Genomic DNA, 18235 nt, shown 5'->3' with positions numbered 1-18235 from the left:
GTCAGTGTCTCAGGCGTCGCCACTGGTCGGCGCAGCGATGCCTGCGAACAGGTCGTCCTCGGGCAGCGGTGAGGTGACGTGGCTGGTGACCAGTTCGAAGTCCTCGGTCGGCCAGACCTTCTCCTGCAACTCGCGTGGGATCGCGAACCAGAATCCGTCGGGGTCGATCTGGGTCGCGTGGGCGAGCAGCGCCTGGTCGCGCACCCCGAAGTAATCGCCACACGGCACCCGGGTCGTGATCCGGGCGTCCCACTCGGGCTCGGGCTTCCACTCCTTGAGGCGCTCGGCCCACGGCGACTCGAGGTCGTGGTCGAGCATCGCCTCGTGCAGCGCCAGCATCCGGGGCCGGTTGAAGGAGTGGTGGTAGTACAGCTTGAGGGGCTGCCACGGCTCCCCCGCGTCGGGGAACCGGTCCGGGTCACCCGCCGCCTCGAAGGCCGCGACGCTCACTTCGTGACAGCGGATGTGGTCGGGGTGCGGGTAGCCGCCCCGCTCGTCGTACGTCGTGACGACGTGGGGCCGGAACTCGCGCACCTGGCGCACGAGGCGCTCTGTTGCCTCCTCGAGCGGGACCAGTCCGAAGCAGCCATCGGGAAGCGGCGGCTTGGGGTCGCCGTCGGGCCAACCCGAGTCCACGAAGCCCAGCCAGGTCTGACTGACCCCGAGGATGTCGCGCGCCCGCTCCATCTCCTGTCGACGCACCTCGGTGATGTTCGCGAGGATGTCGGGGCGGTCCATCTTCGGGTTCAGGATCGAGCCGCGTTCGCCACCCGTACACGTCACCACCCGCACCGACGCGCCCTCGGCGACGTACCTCGCCGTGGAGGCCGCACCCTTGCTCGACTCGTCGTCGGGGTGAGCATGGACGTGCATCAACCGCAGCCCGGAGCGGTCGATCGCGGGCGCGTGCGTGGAGGGCATGCCCCCCATCGTAGAAACAGACGGCATGGGACCATGAACCGGTGAGCTCAACCGACACTCTGGCCGGCAGGTACGGCGCCCCGTCGCGCGCCCGACGGCTGGCGGTGATCGTCCTCGCGGTCGCCGTTTCGGTCACGTTCCTCGGCTGGCTGCTGTGGGCGATGCTCTTCCACGCCAGCCCCGCGATCTCCTCGGAGGAGATCGGCCACCAGGTGATCGACGACCACAACGCCACCATCGAGGTCCAGATCGAGTACGGCGACGGGCCGGTCGACGCCACGTGCGACTTGCGCGCGATCTCGCACGACAAGGCAGTCGTCGGCGAGCTCACCTTCGAGCCGGATGCCGCCGACGGGCCGACGTACAACATTGCGATCAAGACGCACCGCCGCGCGACGACGGTGCAGTGGATCGGATGCAAGACCGAGGGCCAGCCCCGGTATCGCTGACCCGCTCGAGTCCGGGCGGGTAGACTCGTTCGTTCTGTACCCGAACGGGTGCACGACGAGCAGTACAGGAGTTCCACATGACGCAGACCGACCAGTCCGGCGGCGCCAACACCATCTGGCTGACCCAGGACGCCCACGACAAGTTGCAGGCGGAGCTGACCCACCTCAAGGGTCCCCGCCGCGCCGAGATCGTGTCCGAGATCAGTGCTGCCCGCGACGAGGGCGACCTCAAGGAGAACGGCGGCTACCACGCCGCCCGCGAGGAGCAGGGCAAGAACGAGCTCCGGATCCTCCAGCTCGAGGACATGCTCCGTCGTGCCGAGGTCGGCGAGACGCCGCCGGACGACGGCATCGTGGAGCCCGGCATGGTCGTGACCTACAAGTTCGAGGGCGATGACGACGCCGACGCGGAGTCCTTCCTCCTCGGCGCGCGCGAGATCGACCCGGGCGACGGCCTGACCGTCTACTCCCCGCAGTCCCCGCTCGGCCAGGCGATCAACGGCCGCAGCAAGGGCGAGACGGTGAGCTACGAGGTCAACGGCAAGGCGCAGACCGTCGTCATCCTCGACGCCAAGCCCTTCGCCGGCTAGGCATCCAGCTAGGCGAGCACAGGTTCTTCCGGACCGTCCGTCCCCTCGGGGGCGGACGGTTCGGCCATTTCGGCCAGGTGCAGCACGACCGCGTTGGCCGCGGCCGCCAGCGGTACGGCGACCAGCGCGCCCGCGATGCCCGCGACCAGCACTCCCCCGGCGATCGCCAGGATGACGCCGAGCGGGTGCAGCGAGACCCAGCGGCCGAGCAGGAACGGCTGCAGGACGTGGCCCTCCAGTTGCTGCACACCGATCACGACGCCGAGCATCAGCAGGGCGGTCAGCGGCCCCTGGTCGACCAGGGCGACCAGGATCGCGACGCTGCCTGCGATCGAGGCACCGATCATCGGGACGAACGCGCCGAGGAACACCAACACGCCGATCGCCAGCACGAACGGCACATTGAGGATCGCTGCTCCGAGCGCGATGCCGGCGGCGTCCACGAGCGCGACCAGGACGGTCGCCCGGACGAACTGGACCAGCGAGATCCAGGCGACCTTGCCCGAGCTGTCGACCCGCTCCCGGGCCGCGCGCGGCGCGATGCGCACGATCCACGACCAGATCCGGTCGCCGTCGGCGAGGAAGAAGTACGTCGCGAACACCGCGATGAAGAAGCCGGCGACGACGTGGCCGAGCGCGGCGCCGACCTCGGTGACCTGGGCGAGGACCTCACCGTTCTGCGAGCGGTCCCGGATCATGTCCTGGGCGTTCTTGATGTAGTCGTTGATCTGCGAGTCACTCGCATTGAGCGGCCCGTCGCGCAGCCAGTTCCGGATCTCCTGCAGGCCCTGCACGGTCGAGTCGGCGAGGTCATTGGCGCCCGATGCGACCTGCTGCCCGGCGAAGGTGAGCAGCGCACCCACGATCGCGAAACCGGTGATCACCACGAGCAGTGCCGACAGACCTCGCGGCACACCCATCCGGGTCAGGGCACGGACGAACGGAGCCGCCAGCGCACTGATCAGCAGCGCCACCGCGATCGGGATCGTGACGACGGCGAAGAAGCCGAGCACCCGGGCCAGCAGGTACGTCGCCGCGGCAATGATCAGCAGCCGCCAGGCCCAGCCAGCCGCCAGGTCGAGACCGAAGGGCACCTCTGCGCGGCGGTAGTTCGACGGACCGCTCGCGAGCACCGGGAGTTCGGCCCGACGCTCCTCGCGGCGCTCCTCCCGCACGATCGCCCACTGGTGGGCGAAGCGGCGGAAGAGCCGCTCCTCGCGTTCCTCCTCGGACAACGGCGGCTCCGCCGGCGGCAACTCGTCCGGATCCAGCGGGTCGTAGGGCTCCGGGGCAGGCAGGTCTTCGGGCTCGGTGGGGCCGTCGCTGGTCACGGGCACAGGCTAGTGGGCCACTCCCGCTCAGGCGTCGTAGTCGAGCCGGAGCTCCTTGGTCACCGGGTGCGCCTGGCAGGTCAGGACGTAACCGGTCGCGACCTCCGCGTCGTCCAGCGCATGGTTCTGGTCCATGACTGCCTTGCCCAGCAGGACCTTGGCGCGGCAGGTTCCGCAGGCTCCGCCTGCGCAGGAGTACGGCGGCTCGAGGCCCTGTTGCAGCGCCGCATCCAGGATCGTGTCACCGGTGGACCGCAGCACGAACGTGCTCTCCACCCCGTCGAGGGCAACGATCACCTGGCTCTCGACGTCGACGGCGAGGTCGGCGTGGGTCTGCTCGGCATGGAAGATCTCGGTCAGGACCTGACCGGGGAGCTCCGACGACAGGGAGTCGACGAGTTCCTGTGGACCGCAGAGGAACCACGCGTCGACGTCCTCGGACACCAGCTCCCGGACCAGGTCCGCGGTGATCCGGCCGACGTACGCCGCCCCCGGCTCCCGGGAGAGCACGTGGTGAACGGTCAACCGGTTGTCCCACCGGTCGCTGAGCGCCTCGAGTTCGGCACGGAACATCGTCGAGTCCGACGTCCGGTTGCCGTAGACCAGGATGAAGCGGCTGTGCTGTTCGGCCTCGAGCGTCGTGGCGACATTGGACAGGATCGCGGTGATGCCGGACCCGGCAGCCACCGCGGCGTAGATCCGCTGGGCGGTCGGTTCCAGCGCGGTGTGGAAACGCCCGGTCGGTGTCATCACGTCGAGGATGTCGCCGACCTGCAGGTGGTTGTTCACGTACGTCGAGAAGAGCCCACCCTCGATCTGCTTCACGGCCACGCGCAGCGTGCCCTCGGAGACCGGCGCGGTGATCGAGTACGACCGGCGCACGTCCTGGCCGTCGATGACGGCGCGGAGGGTGATGTGTTGGCCCTGCACGAAGCGATATTCGTGCGCGAGGTCGGCCGGCACGTCGAAGGTGACCAGGGTGCTCTCGGCCGTCAGCGCGGCGACGGACTGCACCCGCAGGGCACGGAAGGTCGGCCGCTGGGCACCGGCACGGTCGGGGGTGGTGCGCAGGTCGTCGGTGATGCGGCGCCAGGTGCGGTACTCGCTGGGTGACAGCGACCGACCGAACCAGGTGGAGATGGCCGCGTTGCGGTCGAGGTACGCCTCCTCGTTGCGACGCCAGGCGCGGACGTACCGATAAAACGGGATGCTCGGGTGCAGGTGATGCACCAGGTGGTAGTTCTGGTAGACGAACAGCGGCGTCAGCCAGAACTCACCGCCGACGCGGACCCGCGTGGCCTGGTACTTGTCCTCGCGCTGGGTCGCGGTCAGCCCGTGGTGCGGCAGGTAGTCGAACCACCAGGCGAGGACCATCAGCCCGATCCGCTGCCCGATCAGGATCGTGGCCAGCTCACTCGCATACGACGTCGTGAACAGCCATCCGAACGTCGCCATCACCGCGACGAAGACGAGGGCCGTGGGCACGGACTCGGACCGGGGCCGTTCGAAGATCCGTCGCAGGTAGAAGACGAAGTACCACAGGTCGATCGTCAGCCAGCGGAACGGCAGTTGCCACCAGGGACCCTCGCTGGTCCACCCGTCCGGGTCGACCGTCTTCGGTTCGTTGGTGTTGCGGTGGTGCTCGATGTGGATGAACTTGATCATCGGGAAGGTCGTGTACGTCGCCACGAACGGCTGGGACAGGTGGCCGAAGGTGTTGTTGAGGCGGGTGTCGCTGCTGATCGCGTGGTGCGTCGCCTCGTGCAGCACGCTGAACATGAGGAACGTGACGGCCGCACCCATCGGGATGGTCAACCACGGCGTCCATCCGCCGCCCAGCACGCCGTACATCTCGGCGACGAAGAGCACCAGGGTGCCGACGTACAGCGCAGCAGTGGGCCAGGCCAGGCCGGGAACCTTCTCGCCGGGGTCGGGCAGACCGAGCACTCGTTGCTGGCCGGGCACGGCAGTGACGGTCATCGAACCTGCTTTACAGTCGGGGCGGACTTGTAAAGTCTCATGCTCGTTCGGGGTCTGACAAGCCCCCGAGCGGAAGCGGGTTCAGTTGGCGGCGGCCAGTGCCCGGTCGAGATCGGCGAGCAGATCGTCGGCGGTCTCGATGCCGACACTCAGCCGCACCAGGTCCGCGGGGACCTCGAGGTCCGTGCCCGCGACGCTCGCGTGCGTCATCCGGCCCGGGTGCTCGATCAGCGACTCCACCCCGCCCAGGGATTCACCGAGGGTGAACACCTGCGTGGCTGCGCACACCGCGAGCGCCTGCTCCTCGCCACCCTTGACGCGGAAGGAGATCATGCCGCCGTACCGCTTCATCTGCCGCGAAGCGACCTCGTGACCGGGGTGGTCGGCGAGGCCGGGGTAGATGACCTGGCTGACCGCCGGGTGGGTGGAGAGGTAGTCGGCGATCTTCTCGGCGTTGTCGCAGTGCCGCTCCATCCGCAGCGCCAACGTCTTCAGCCCGCGCAGCACCAGCCACGCGTCGAACGGACCCGCGACGCCACCGATGGCGTTCTGGTGGAAGCCGATCTTCTCCGCCAGTTCGGCGTCGTCGACGACGAGCGCGCCACCGACGACGTCGGAGTGACCGCCGGCGTACTTGGTGGTCGAGTGGACGACGATGTCGGCGCCGAGCGCCAGCGGCTGCTGGAGGTACGACGACGCGAACGTGTTGTCGACGACGAGCTTCGCTCCGGCCTCGTGCGCCACGCCGGCGATCGCTTCGATGTCGCCGATCGACAGCAGCGGATTGGTGGGCGTCTCCAGCCAGACCAGCTTCGTCTCGCCCGGCCGGATCGCGGCACGCACGGCATCGAGGTCCGTCACCGGTGCCGGACTGTGACTGAGCCCCCACGCCGTCGCGACCTTGTCGAAGAGCCGGAAGGTGCCGCCGTAGGCATCGTTGGGGAGCACGACGTGGTCGCCGGGGCGGCACAGCGCGCGGATCAGGGTGTCCTCGGCGGCGAGGCCGGACGCGAACGCGTAGCCGTGCGCGGCGCCCTCGAGGGCGGCCAGCGTCGACTCGAGCGCGGTGCGCGTCGGGTTGGCCGAACGGCTGTACTCGTAGCCGTTGCGCAGCCCGCCGACGCCGTCCTGCGCGTAGGTCGAGGTCGCGTAGATCGGAGGAATGACCGCTCCGGTCGTCGGGTCCGGCTCGTAGCCGGCGTGGATGGCCCGGGTCTCGAAGCCAGCAGTGTCAAGGTGCTCGCGGTTGCTCACCCCAAGAGCCTAGCCACCTGATTTTCAGGGCGGCGTCACGAGGATTGGTCTCGCTCGTTCAACCTGATGTGACCGCGCCCCGCCGCTCGTTCGTCGCCCTGCTCTCCACGCTGATGGCCACCGTGCTCCTGATCATGGGAATCGGGGTCGCCGCGCCACCGGCCTCCGCCGACGACACCGGTGGATCGGGCGATCCGGACCCGCTGCGCGGGCTGGTGCTGCCGGTCTTCGACGGCCTGATCCGCCTGTTCGCTCCACTACCGCTTCCCGCGACGCCGTACACGGGGAACGTGTGCGTGAGCGGCGCCGACGCGTGCATCGATGACGTCGTGGTGCGGATGGAGGACCGCCTCGATCGGCTGTCGACCTCCTGCGCGCACTCCTCGATCTTCTCGCTGGCCTACCTGCGGGTGACCGAGAACGTGCGCGACGCCGTCCGCACCGGCTACTTCGCCGACCGGGCCTGGCTGAACCGTGTGGACGCCGTGTTCGCCGAGCTCTACTTCGACGTCACCAGCAAGTGGGAGTCCGGCCAGCGCACCGGCCTCCCGGGCGCCTGGCAGATCGCGCTCAAGGCCGAGGACGACCGCGCCATGAGCGGCCTGGGCAACTTCATGCTGGCGATGAACGCGCACATCAACCGCGACTTCCCGCACGTCCTGGCCGCGGTGGGACTGACGGGCCCGAACGGCAGCCACAAGGCCGACCACAACCGGTACAACAACCGGCTCGACACCCTCTACGGCCCGGTGTTCGCCGAGGAAGCGCGCCGCTTCGACCCGACCTTCGACGACATCGACGCCGGCACCGTCGAGGAGACCGCCGCCGGGCTGATCATGCGCGGCTGGCGCGAGATGGTCTGGCGGCACGCCGAGGCCCTCACGCTCGCGAAGACCGCTGCCCAGCGCAAGCTGGTCGAGCAGGAGATCGAGCTCTACTCGGTCCTCCAGGCGAAGCTGATCCGCTCCGTCCTCGTCGCCCAGCCCGCCCAACGCGACGCCTGGTGCGCCGTGCACGGCCGCGACAACTGATCAGCCACCGAACGCCTGCTCGAGAACCCCGGCGATGTCGCCGACCTCCACGTGCTGGGCCGCCACCCTCATGACCAGCGCGAAGGCGTCCTCGTCCGACATCTCGATCACGGTGCCGTTGATCCGAAGGAACACGTCGGTCGCCAGCCATGCAAGGCGCTTGTTGCCATCAACCAGCGCATGGTTCTGGCAGATCGAGTGCAGCAGCGCCGCCGCCTTCTCGAACAATGACGGATACGCGTCTTCCCCGAACACCGACGTCTTGGGCCGTGCAGCGGCCGCCTCGAGCAGACCGACATCACGCACGGGTCCCGCGCGGAGATCGTTGGTCAGGGCGAGCAGGTCCTCGAGGTCGAGGTACTCGACCATCACACGGAACCGAGGCGGTCAAGCACGTCGCCCCAGCGGTCCCGGGAAGCCGAGGACGCAGAAACAACCTTCGATCGGTGCTGGCTGCGGGCCTGCATCTCGAGGATTGCAGCGCGAGCAATCTCCTGCTTGGACACCCCGCGCGCCTCGCTGAGCTCCGCCAGGGCAGCCTCGAGCTCGGCATCGGTGCGCAGGGTGAAGGCCATGGTTGTCATGATACTCCTCCTTGGTATCAACGTGATACCAAAGCGTCGCTCGCGCAGCCGATGCCCGCAACCGCGTTTCCACAGGTGTGAGCCTTGCCTGCCCGGAGAGAATGGACGCATGTTCTCCCGTCGCAAGTCCGAGATGGTCGACCCTGCCCAGGCCCTGCCTGGCCGCGCTGCTCCCGCGTTCGCGCTCCCGCCTCTCCACGAGGTCCTGCACACCCCCCTGGTCACCGGCCCCGCGGAGGGCGACGTGCCCGACGGTCTCGAGGCCGCAGTGTTCGGCCTCGGCTGCTTCTGGGGCGCCGAGGAGATCTACTGGCAGGTCCCCGGCGTCTGGTCGACGTCGGTCGGGTACGCCGGCGGCATCACCCCGCACCCGACGTACGAAGAGGTCTGCAGCGGCCGCACCGGCCACACCGAGGCCGTCCGGATCGTCTTCGACCCCGACGTCGTCTCGTACGCCGACCTGGTGAAGAAGTTCTTCGAGGTCCACGACCCGACCCAGGGCATGCAGCAGGGCAACGATCACGGCACGCAGTACCGCTCGGCGATCTACTTCACCAGCCCTGAGCAGGAGACCACCGCCCGCGACCTCACCAAGGTGTACGGCGAGGAGCTGGCCCGTCGCGGCTTCGACCCGATCACGACCGAGATCGCCCCGGCAGCCGAGTACTACTACGCGGAGCCGGCCCACCAGCAGTACCTCCACAAGGTGCCGCACGGCTACCGCTGCCACGCCTCCACCGGGATTCCCTTCCCCGCCTGATCCGGGTTGCACCGACCCGCGACAATGGAGGCATGGCCGATCTCCCTCGCAAGACCGCTGCCCGCACGGCACGTCTTGCTGCCCTGCCGCTGACCTACGCGGGCCGGTCCGCGATCGGCTTCGGCAAGCGGATGGGCGGAGCGTCGGCCGACGCGGTGATGAGTGAGATCCAGCAGCGCACCGCGGAGCAGTTGTTCCGCACCCTGGGCGAACTCAAGGGCGGCGCGATGAAGTTCGGGCAGGCCCTGTCGGTGCTGGAGTCGGCTCTGCCGGAGGAGATGGCGGCGCCCTACCGCGAGCACCTGACCAAGCTGCAGGACTCCGCTCCCCCGATGCCGACGCAGACGGTGCGCAACATCCTGGCGGAGGACCTCGGCCCCAACTGGAAGAACCAGTTGGTCTGGATGGACGGCGCCCCGACCGCGGCCGCCTCGATCGGCCAGGTCCACGAGGGCAAGTGGCACGACGGTCGTCGGGTCGCGGTGAAGGTGCAGTACCCGAACGCCGGCGAGGCCCTGATGTCCGACCTGCGCACGCTCGCGCGGGCGGCCCGCGCGATCGGACCGTTGATCCCCGGCGTCGACATGAAGCCGCTCGTGGAGGAGGTCCAGGCCCGGGCACGTGAAGAACTGGACTACGAACTCGAGGCCGAGGCGCAGCGCATCTTCGCGGCGACGTTCCGCGACGATCCCGTGATCGACGTCCCGGACGTGGTGGCCGTGGGGCCACGGGTCCTGATCACCGAGTGGCTCGACTCGGCCGGTTCGCTCGCGACGATCATCGCCGACGGGACGCCCGAGGAGCGCGACCACTACGGCGCGATCTTCGCCCGGTTCCTGTTCTCCGGCCCGGCGCGCACTGGCCTGCTCCACGCCGACCCGCACCCCGGGAACTTCCGGATCATCCCGAACGACGACGGAACACCCGGTCGGATGGGCGTCCTCGACTACGGATCGGTCGCCCGCCTCCCCCAGCGCGGACTCCCCGCACCGATGGGTCGGTTGATCTCGCTGTGCGCTGCCGGTGACGGCGAGGCACTGATCGACGGCCTGCGCGACGAGGGCTTCCTCAAGGACCGGATCAACCTCGACCCGCAGTTGTTGATGGACTACCTGTCGCCCTTCGTCGAGCCGACGCTGGTCGAGCGGTTCCGGTTCAGCCGGGTGTGGATGCGCGAGCAGTTCCAGCGGATCAACAACCCGAAGGACCCGGCCTACACGGTCTCGCTCAAGCTGAACCTGCCGCCGTCGTACGTCCTGATCCACCGGACCTGGCTCGGCGGCGTCGGGGTGTTGAGTCAACTCGAGGCCGAGGCGTCGTTCCGGTCGCTGATGGAGGAGTTCCTGCCAGGCTTCGTGTCCACCGTTGAAGACCGCAGCGACCCGGAAGTGTGACCCATGGCGACGACCAGTGGTGATGTCCGAGCGGTCAAGGCGCTCGGCCTGGTCCGTGTCGGTGTGGGCGTGGCGATGGTGACCGCGCCCCGCCTGATCGGGCGGAGCGAGGACCCGTCGTTCGTCCTGCTGCTCCGCACCATCGGCGTTCGCGACCTCGTGATCGGCGCGGGCACCGTGGCCGCGCCCGCCTCCGCGACCACCCTGTGGGGTTGCGCGGCGCTGGCGAGCGATTCGATCGACGTCGTCGTGGGAGCAGCGTCGACACCGAAGATCGGGGTGGGTCCGGGTCTGGTCGCCACCCTGCTTCCCGTGCCGTTCGCCGCCTTCGGCGCCTGGGCCGTACGGCGCGCGCTCGGCTGAGCCCCGTCTCCCGGGCCAGGTGGCGGGGTCACCAGACCCCGATGACGCCTCCGCCGATCCGGATGATGAACGCACTGACCACCACGATGAAGAAGACCCGCACGAACTTCGCGCCGCGGGACACCGCGGTGCGCGCTCCGAGGTAGCCGCCGACCAGGTTGCAGGCGCCCATCATCAGGCCGACGTCCCACATCACGGCGCCGGTGGGGATGAACAGCAACAGCGCACCGATGTTCGTGGCGAGGTTGGCGAGCTTGGCCTTGGCCGAGGCCTGCAGGAAGTCGTAGCCCATCAGGCCGACCAGCGTGAACACGAAGAAACTGCCCGTGCCGGGGCCGAGGATGCCGTCGTACAGGCCGATCACGAAGCCGACGCCCATCGCGGCGGCCAGGTGGCGGTGGCCGTCGAAGCGGAGTTCGGTCTCCTCGCCCATCTTCGGTCGCAGCAGCACGTAGGCGCCGACGGCGACCAGGGCCGCCAGCACGATCGGCTCGAACGCCTCCCGTGGGATCTTCGACGCGGCGAGCGCGCCCGTGAAGGCTCCCGCCAGCGCCAGCAGCATCAGCGGGCCGAAGGTCTTCGGGTCCGGCCGGATCCGTCGGTAGTACGTCGCCGAGCTGGCCGCCGTGCCGCACACCGAGGCGATCTTGTTGGTGGCCAGGATCTGCACCGGACTCGCACCCGGCAGTCCCAGGAGGAGTGCGGGCAACTGGACGAGTCCACCACCACCGACGACCGCGTCAACAAAACCGGCCGTCAGTGCGGCCAGCGCGAGGAGCGCCAGGACGGTCAGGCTCAGGTCGCTCATCGCGACCGACCCTACGACCTCACCGCGCTACTTCCACGTGAGGTCGGTGTACCCCTGGTCCTGGTAGTCGTTGGCCACGTCGTTCGACGTGTCGACACAGGAGGAGCCGATGCTCACCTGGGTGCCGGCAGGCCCGAACTGGAACCTGAGGTCGTCCCCGTCCTTGGCACCTTCGACGATGGCAGGGTTCTCCACGCGCTTCACCGTCCAGCCGTCGGCCTCCATCGCGCTCGCGGCGGCATCAACCAGGTCCTCCACCGGCTCGTCCGACGGACCGAAGTTCAGTGACACCCGGTGGATGACACCACCGGCTGCCTGACCGTCCCCACAGGTCACGAACCGGTGTCGCCCACTCACGAACTCCAGGCCCGTGCCGTCCATGGCGTCGTGGACGACACCATCCACGGCCGCCAGTGCCCGCGCTTCCACGGCGTCGACGTCCTCCTGGTCTGTTGCGGGATCGTCGCTGCATCCGGACAGGCACGCCGCCAGGGTCAGGCCGGCAACGACGGCCCAGCCCCTCATCAGAGGAACCTTCCCGGACCGAAGCCTCGCGACAACGAATCGATGAAGTCCCTGCCCCATTGCTCGACTCCGTCCACGATCGGTCCTCCCGCGCCCTTGATCGACGACTCCACCAGATACTCCGGCAGGGTCTGATAGTGCCCCTCGTCGGTCCATCGTTCCCGCTCCTCGTCGTGGATGACGTTGTCGTCCTGGTTGACCACGATGGCTCCCAGGTTGTGCAGTGAATCGCCCTCGAAGTACGACGTGTGGTTGTCGAGCGCGTCCTGGATCCGTGAGGACCCGTCGCCCGTCTCGAACCGCGTGGCGCCGAACGACTCCTGCGCAGGGTCGCCTCCCAGGGTTCCGGGCCCGTCCTGGGCACCGAGGAGCGACACCGGGTCGTTGTCCTTGGCACCCACCCACACGTCCGCGTCAGTCAATGCGGCGGCGGAGTACTCGGGAACGCCCGGACTGCCGATCAAGATGGCGTCGTCGACCGGCAGGCCGTCCTGGAGGGCGTGGCCCACCGTCGTGGAACCGTAACTGTGGCCGATGACCGTCAGGTGGGCTCGGTCCCCCTCGTCGGAGGCACGCAATCCGTCGACGAAATCGGAGAAGCGCTCACCACCACGGTCAGCGGCGCCCGGACCGATGACCGACCCGAAGTCGAGCAGGTCGTCGACGCTGCCCACCGGATTGCCGCTGGGGGCGTCGTAGTCGAGCCAGAAGATGCTGGCCACCGTCCCGTCCGTCTGCCCGAGTGCCGATCCGTGGAGGTCCTCCGTTCGGGCGAGATTGCCGGGCAGGCTCGACGTCTCACTGGTCAGGCCGGGCACGTTGACCGACACGTGGTCGGCCCGGTCGGGGTCACCGAAGCTGATCGCGACACCACCGTCGCCCCCGTGCTCGCCGGGCTTGTAGACGATCACGTGCACCAGGTGCTCGCCGGTGAGCGGATCGACGTCATCCATCCGACCGTTGAGCTCCTCGCGGATCACCTTGGCGTTGTCCAGGATCGCGCGTTCCTCGTCGGTCAGCACCCCATCCGCTTCCTGGCGGGTGAGCCGATCGATGTCGCTGTAGACCGCGGCACGGTTGGCCTCGTCACGATCGCTGACGGGAATGCCGTCAGCGTTCCCGATCTCGTGCGGCCGCTCGGCCAGCAACGCCTGCTTCTGTGCGCGCGACAGGGTGCGCCACCACGCGGCCAGAGCGACGGGGTCACCGACGCGGCGATCGAAGGCGCGGCCGAGTGCGTCGGGATCGGGCCGATCGGGATCCTGCGCCGCCCGACGTCCCTCCGCGATCTCGTCGACGTGCTGCAGCGCGCGGACGAACTCGTCCTCGGCATCGTCGTCGTCGCCGATCCACGCGGTGATGTCGTCCAGCAGGTCGGTCGCCCGGGAGCGAAGACCGGCCGCGCGGCGTTCCCAGCCCGCGACGTTGACCTCGACCGCTTCGTTGCCCTCGATCTCGGCCCGGAGCGTCTCGACGTCATCGTTGAGGGTCGTACGACGTTTCGCGAGCTCGATCCGGCGGGTGCCGAGTCGGACGAGTCGGTCCTCGAACCTGTCGGCGGCCGTGATCGCCCGCTCCAGCGCGGCCTCGGACACGTCGACCCGTCGGGCGAAACGCGTCGTGCCGTGATCGGCAGCCTCCCGTGCATCGCCCTGCCAGCCGTCGGGGACCCCTTGGGACTCCGCCCATGCCTGGACATCCTTGACCTGGACCGCCACCGCGCGGAGGTTGTTCGCGAAGGTGGCCGCCCGGACCGCGGTGGATTCCATCGCCGGAACCGGATCGATCGCACGGGGAAGCTCGATGGTGACCATCAGCGTTCCCCGATCGGTGCCGCGCGATGGGCCCAGCCGAGGAGCGCGCGGGCCTGCTCCGCCGCCGCGGCGTCGGAGAACTCGAAATCACCGCTGACCTCGACGAAGGCATCACTGTTGACCTGGGCCGCCTCCGCCCGCCGCTTCAGCTCGTCGGTCCAGGTCGTCTGGAACGCCTCGATGGCCGTCACCACTGCCGGGGCGAAGCCGGCCGTCGATGCCTTGCTCAACCGGCGCCACGCGCCGTCCAGTCCGTCGGCGGCGTCGTCCCAGGCGATCTTTGCCGCCGCCAGAACGCCCGGGGGGACGTCGATCGTCACTCCCATGACGCCACCTCCGCCCGGACCTCGTCCTTGACGAGCTGCGCGACCTCGACGGTCAGCACCAGCGGGACGCCCGTGAGCGTCATGACCGTGGCGCCCGGACCGGCGACCGCCTCGACCGCAGCCGCGCCGTCGGTTGCCCGCAGGGTCGGGAGGCCGTCCCGGACACCCGGCTGGAGGGCCCACCCTCGTTCGCCCAGGTGGACCAGGAGCGTCATCAGGAGCTCGGTGCCACGCTGCTGGTCGATCCCCGGCAGCGCCTTCTGCAGGATCAGGGACCGACGCCCCTCCGCCTCCCTCCAGCGAACGCTCGGTGGCGCCAGCGGACCGAACCCGGCGAGCAGCGGACGGACCCCGCGCCAGACCTCCTGGACGGCGACCGCAGCACGCCGCACCTCGGTGTCGCTGGCGGGCGCCAGGTCCGGGTCCGGGGACGGGTCCGGGGACGGGTCCGGCGGCAGGAGCACGATGTCGACGTCGGGGTGGCGGCGTCGTACCTCGGACCAGAAGGGGTCGTCATCGAGGACATCGGGATCGACGCGATGAAAGCGCCCGGGATTCGCTTCAGTCATGCACTGATCGATCCCCGTGGGACAGGTCACACAAACCCGCGGTCAGCGTTGTCCACAGGCGGTCAGCGAATCAGACCCAGAACCCCCGGGATCCGAACATGTCGCGATAGCTTCCGGAAACGCTGCCGGAGCGCCCGCCCCGTCGTGACCCGAGGTAGGAGCCGACGACGGCAGCACCGAGGTCCCCCTCCTCCGGCGCGATGACCGAACCGTCCACGCGACGGGCCATCGATTCGATGAAACGGGCCAGGCCGGGGTCCTCGCCGAGCCGGAAGAACGTGGTCTGTGCGCCGAGCCGCTGCGCGTTGTCGAGCTCGCGCACGGCCAGCGCAATCGTCATCGGATGCGGCGGATAGGAGAAGAAGATGTCCCCGCTCGACTCCAGGTGGGACGTCGGTTCGCCGTCGGTCACGATGAGCAACACCGGCTGGGCGTTCGGATGCTTGCGGAAGTGCCGGTTCGCCAGCAACAGGGCGTGGTGCAGGTTGGTGCCCTTGGCCCACTTCGCATCGAGCGCGGTGAGCTCCTCGATCTGCATCGTCTGGGCATGGCGCCCGAAGCCGATCAGCTCGAGGCTGTCGCCGCGGAAGCGCGACCCGATCAGCGTGTGCAACGCCAGCGCGGTCTGCTTCATCGGCACCCAGCGACCGTCCATCGCCATCGAGAAGGACGTGTCCACGCACAGCGCCACCGCGGCCTGGGTGCGGGCCTCGGTCTCGGAGACCTCGACGTCGTCGATCGACAGCATGGGGCCATCGGGCTCGCCGGAGCGCCGGAGCACGCCGTTCAGCATCGTGCGCGGGATGTCCCACGGCTCGGTGTCGCCGAAGGCCCACGGTCGCGTGGCACCGGACAGCTCGCCGGCGGCGCCGGCTTGCCGCAGGTCGCGCTGCCCCTGCCGTCCGGACAGCTTCTGCGCGACGTCGCGCAGCAAGGCCTTGCCGAGCTGCCGCATCGCCTTCGGGGTCAGCCGGAGCTCGCCGTCGAAGCTGCGTTCCATCGCACCGGACTGGCGCAGCGCCTGCTCGAGCTCCTGCAGCTTGCGCGCATCGACCGCGGCCTCGTTGCCGAGCTGGCGGGCGAGCTTGTCGAGGTCCACGTCATCGAGACGCGCGCCGCCGTACGACTGGGCGAGCTGGTCGGCCAGCGCGTCGAGGTCGGCGAGGTCCTGGAGGGCGCCGGTGCCGTCGCCGAGACCGAGGCCGTTGCCGCCCTGACCGAACGGCTCCGAGCCGCCCCAGTCCTCGCCGGGGCGCAGGTCCATCAGGTTCTGGTCGAGGCGGTCGAGCTGGTCCATCAGCGCCGGGGAACCGAAGGCCTGGGCCGACAGCTGCATCAGCTCGGCGCGCTGCTCGGGCGTCATCGAGTTGAGCATCCGCTGCGCGGCCGCCGATCGCTGGGCGAGCGTGTCGAGGAGTTCGTCGATGTTCTGCGGGTTCTCGGGGAAGTGCTGGCCGTGCCTGGCCATGAACTCCTGGAAGTCCTCAGGGGTGTCCTCGCCCGTCGCGTGCTTCTCGAGCAGGTCGTTGAGGTCCGCCAGCATCTCGTTGATGGCCTGCCGGTCCTGTTCGGTGGCGTTCTCCAGGGCCTGCTTCATGCCGGCGAACCGCTGATCGAGGAGTTCGCGACCCAGCAGGTCCTTGATCTGCTCGAAGGCCTCGCGGGCCTCGCTGGACTGCCAGTCGTAGTCGCCGAGCTCGGTGACCGCGGCCGCCGGGGAGTCCGGCAGGTTCTGCAGGCGCATCTCGCGGAAGGCGCGGTCGCCGTCGTCCATCATGGCGTCGCGCGCGAGTTGCTTGCGCTCCTCGAGGACCGCCTTCTCCAGCAGTTCGCGGACCTCCTGCAGCGTCCCGTCGAGGTTGTTCTGCTGCAGCAGTTCGCGGCGCCGCTCGGCCACCCGGCGGGCGAGGTCGTCGAGTCCGGCCTGGTCCTGGCCGCCGCGCCGGAGGAACTCGCGCATCGCCCGTTCTGGGCTGTAGCCGGCCATGACGTCCTCGCCGATGGCGTCGAGCGCCTCGGCGATGTCGACGGGTGGGGCGAGGGGGTCGCCGCCGTCGTACTGCCGATATCTAGCCATAGACGGTCTCGGACCCGGATGTGCCGAACTGGGTGTCCTTACCGATCTTGCGGGCCAGGAAGAGGCCCTCGAGGGCCAGTTCGATGGCGGCGGCACGCTCGCCGTCCGTCGTCCCCGCGCCCTCGCCATTGACGCGGTCGCACACCTGGTCGTAGAGGTCCGACTCCCCCAGGACGGGCAGGCCGCTCAACAGGTCGCGCGCCCCGATCCGTTCGCCGGTCGTGACCGTGGCGCCGTCCTCGATGGCGCCGACGAGCAGCGCGAGGTCGAGGCCACGGAACTTCTCCCGCACCGTCTCGGCCGTCGCCGTGCGCAGCAGGTGGGTGAGGATCTCGGTCTCGCGGCCTTCCTCGCCCGACTCGAACTCGATCTTTCCCCCGAGTACGTCGACCGCGGTCTCCAGGTCGACGACGCGAGCCACTGCGTGGTCCTCGCCCTCGATGGTCGCCCTGCGCAGGGCAGCAGCCGCGATGGTCTCGGCCCCGGCGATGGCGAAGCGCGCCGAGACACCGGAGCGCTGGTCGACGGCGCTGGAGTCGCGCAGATTGCGGGTGAAGCGGGCCAGGATCTCGACGAGGAACCCGGGCACGATCACCTGGTCGGCGAGCAGGTCGGCCTCCTGCCGGATGACAGCGATCTCGGCTGCGAGTTCCTTCGGGTAGTGGGTACGGATCTCGGCGCCGAACCGGTCCTTCAGCGGGGTGATGATCCGGCCGCGGTTCGTGTAGTCCTCGGGGTTGGCCGAGGCCACCACGAACACGTCGAGCGGCAATCGGAGGACGTAGCCGCGGATCTGGATGTCGCGTTCCTCCATCACGTTGAGCATGGCGACCTGGATCCGCTCGGCGAGGTCGGGCAACTCGTTGATCGCCACGATGCCCCGGTGGGAGCGGGGAATCAGGCCGAAGTGGATGGTCTCCGGGTCGCCCAGCGACCGCCCTTCCGCGACCTTCATCGGGTCCACATCGCCAATCAGGTCCGCGACGCTGGTGTCGGGCGTGGCCAGCTTCTCCGCGTACCGCTCGTCGCGGTGGCGCCAAACGACCGGCAGTTCGTCCCCGAGCTCGGCGGCCCGGCGGCGAGAGGCGACCGTGATCGGCTCGTAGGGGTGTTCGCCGAGGTCCGCACCGTCGATGACAGGCGTCCACTCGTCCAGGAGGCCGACCAGGGTGCGCAGCAGGCGCGTCTTGCCCTGTCCGCGCTCTCCCAGCAGGACCATGTCATGGCCAGCGATGATCGCCCGTTCGAGTTGCGGGATCACCGTGTCCTCGAAGCCGTGCAGGCCGGGCCACGGGTCCTCACCGGCCCGGAGCCGGGCCAGGAGGTTTTCGCGGAGCTCTGCCCGCAGCGTCTTCTGGACATGGCCGGAGGCGCGGAGCGCGCCGAGAGTGGAGATCGTGGGAGCCGTAGTGGTCACGATCTCACGCTACTGCGCGTACGCAACGACCGTCTGCGCTCT

General features: G+C 69.2%; 19 protein-coding genes. 6 read left to right on the top strand and 13 right to left on the bottom strand.

Annotated elements, in window-relative coordinates:
- Positions 1-9 precede the first annotated feature (9 nt).
- On the bottom strand, positions 10-921 hold the full coding sequence (mca, locus tag HRC28_RS10105; RefSeq protein WP_182379962.1) for a mycothiol conjugate amidase Mca: 912 nt from the start codon (positions 919-921) through the stop codon (positions 10-12).
- Positions 922-962: 41 nt separating this feature from the next.
- On the opposite strand from mca, the gene HRC28_RS10100 reads away from it, so the two are divergent.
- Together HRC28_RS10100 and greA are read left to right on the top strand one after the other, a co-directional pair.
- The gene (locus HRC28_RS10100; RefSeq protein WP_182379961.1) at positions 963-1370 is read left to right on the top strand and encodes a DUF4307 domain-containing protein; all 408 of its coding nucleotides are present in this window, start codon (positions 963-965) and stop codon (positions 1368-1370) included.
- A 77-nt stretch (positions 1371-1447) separates the two neighbouring features.
- Positions 1448-1960 carry a transcription elongation factor GreA gene (gene greA / locus HRC28_RS10095; protein WP_182379960.1) on the top strand — a complete coding sequence of 171 codons (513 nt, stop codon included), beginning with the start codon at positions 1448-1450 and terminating at the stop codon, positions 1958-1960.
- An 8-nt stretch (positions 1961-1968) separates the two neighbouring features.
- Here greA and HRC28_RS10090 read toward each other — a convergent pair whose 3' ends face one another.
- From HRC28_RS10090 to HRC28_RS10080, 3 genes are all read right to left on the bottom strand, one after another.
- The gene (locus HRC28_RS10090) at positions 1969-3291 is read right to left on the bottom strand and encodes an AI-2E family transporter (protein WP_237111778.1); all 1323 of its coding nucleotides are present in this window, start codon (positions 3289-3291) and stop codon (positions 1969-1971) included.
- Between the two features lie 27 nt (positions 3292-3318).
- Positions 3319-5271 carry a fatty acid desaturase gene (locus tag HRC28_RS10085; protein WP_182379959.1) on the bottom strand — a complete coding sequence of 651 codons (1953 nt, stop codon included), beginning with the start codon at positions 5269-5271 and terminating at the stop codon, positions 3319-3321.
- Between the two features lie 81 nt (positions 5272-5352).
- Positions 5353-6525 (bottom strand): cystathionine gamma-synthase, encoded by a 1173-nt coding sequence (locus tag HRC28_RS10080; protein WP_182379958.1) that lies wholly within the window; start codon positions 6523-6525, stop codon positions 5353-5355.
- 68 nt (positions 6526-6593) lie between these two features.
- On the opposite strand from HRC28_RS10080, the gene HRC28_RS10075 reads away from it, so the two are divergent.
- Complete coding sequence (locus tag HRC28_RS10075; RefSeq protein ID WP_182379957.1) at positions 6594-7556, top strand: DUF5995 family protein; 963 nt, start codon at positions 6594-6596, stop codon at positions 7554-7556.
- On the opposite strand, the gene HRC28_RS10070 is transcribed toward HRC28_RS10075, so the two are convergent.
- Both HRC28_RS10070 and HRC28_RS10065 read right to left on the bottom strand, forming a co-directional pair.
- Positions 7557-7925 (bottom strand): type II toxin-antitoxin system death-on-curing family toxin, encoded by a 369-nt coding sequence (locus HRC28_RS10070; RefSeq protein ID WP_182379956.1) that lies wholly within the window; start codon positions 7923-7925, stop codon positions 7557-7559.
- The gene (locus tag HRC28_RS10065; protein ID WP_202033287.1) at positions 7925-8140 is read right to left on the bottom strand and encodes a ribbon-helix-helix protein, CopG family; all 216 of its coding nucleotides are present in this window, start codon (positions 8138-8140) and stop codon (positions 7925-7927) included. The genes HRC28_RS10070 and HRC28_RS10065 overlap by 1 nt, the downstream gene beginning before the upstream one ends.
- A 109-nt stretch (positions 8141-8249) precedes the next feature.
- Here HRC28_RS10065 and msrA point away from each other — a divergent pair, with 109 nt between their 5' ends.
- The 3 genes from msrA to HRC28_RS10050 are packed head-to-tail and all read left to right on the top strand — an operon-like array spanning position 8250 to position 10657.
- Positions 8250-8900, top strand: coding sequence for a peptide-methionine (S)-S-oxide reductase MsrA (gene msrA / locus HRC28_RS10060; RefSeq protein ID WP_182379955.1), 651 nt, complete (start codon positions 8250-8252; stop codon positions 8898-8900).
- 32 nt (positions 8901-8932) lie between these two features.
- Complete coding sequence (locus HRC28_RS10055) at positions 8933-10294, top strand: AarF/ABC1/UbiB kinase family protein (protein WP_182379954.1); 1362 nt, start codon at positions 8933-8935, stop codon at positions 10292-10294.
- A gap of 3 nt (positions 10295-10297) precedes the next feature.
- Positions 10298-10657 (top strand): hypothetical protein, encoded by a 360-nt coding sequence (locus HRC28_RS10050; protein WP_182379953.1) that lies wholly within the window; start codon positions 10298-10300, stop codon positions 10655-10657.
- Between the two features lie 28 nt (positions 10658-10685).
- Here HRC28_RS10050 and HRC28_RS10045 read toward each other — a convergent pair whose 3' ends face one another.
- The 7 genes from HRC28_RS10045 to HRC28_RS10015 form a co-directional block, all read right to left on the bottom strand.
- Positions 10686-11465 carry a TSUP family transporter gene (locus tag HRC28_RS10045; protein ID WP_182379952.1) on the bottom strand — a complete coding sequence of 260 codons (780 nt, stop codon included), beginning with the start codon at positions 11463-11465 and terminating at the stop codon, positions 10686-10688.
- Positions 11466-11492: 27 nt separating this feature from the next.
- Positions 11493-11990, bottom strand: coding sequence for a hypothetical protein (locus HRC28_RS10040; protein WP_182379951.1), 498 nt, complete (start codon positions 11988-11990; stop codon positions 11493-11495).
- A complete protein-coding gene (locus HRC28_RS10035) occupies positions 11990-13804 on the bottom strand; it encodes an alpha/beta hydrolase (protein ID WP_182379950.1) in 1815 nt (604 codons plus the stop codon). The genes HRC28_RS10040 and HRC28_RS10035 overlap by 1 nt, the downstream gene beginning before the upstream one ends.
- The gene (locus HRC28_RS10030) at positions 13804-14130 is read right to left on the bottom strand and encodes a hypothetical protein (RefSeq protein ID WP_182379949.1); all 327 of its coding nucleotides are present in this window, start codon (positions 14128-14130) and stop codon (positions 13804-13806) included. The genes HRC28_RS10035 and HRC28_RS10030 overlap by 1 nt, the downstream gene beginning before the upstream one ends.
- Positions 14121-14699 carry a hypothetical protein gene (locus tag HRC28_RS10025; protein ID WP_182379948.1) on the bottom strand — a complete coding sequence of 193 codons (579 nt, stop codon included), beginning with the start codon at positions 14697-14699 and terminating at the stop codon, positions 14121-14123. Before HRC28_RS10025 ends, HRC28_RS10030 begins: the two co-directional genes overlap by 10 nt.
- Before the next feature lie 70 nt (positions 14700-14769).
- Positions 14770-16776 (bottom strand): VWA domain-containing protein, encoded by a 2007-nt coding sequence (locus HRC28_RS10020; protein ID WP_182379947.1) that lies wholly within the window; start codon positions 16774-16776, stop codon positions 14770-14772.
- A complete protein-coding gene (locus HRC28_RS10015) occupies positions 16769-18193 on the bottom strand; it encodes an AAA family ATPase (RefSeq protein ID WP_182379946.1) in 1425 nt (474 codons plus the stop codon). The genes HRC28_RS10020 and HRC28_RS10015 overlap by 8 nt, the downstream gene beginning before the upstream one ends.
- Positions 18194-18235 lie beyond the last annotated feature (42 nt).

The organism is Nocardioides sp. WS12 (assembly GCF_014108865.1).
Classification (GTDB): domain Bacteria; phylum Actinomycetota; class Actinomycetes; order Propionibacteriales; family Nocardioidaceae; genus Nocardioides.
Note: the sequence above shows the minus strand (reverse complement) of the source record. Positions and strands in the feature narration are given on the sequence as shown.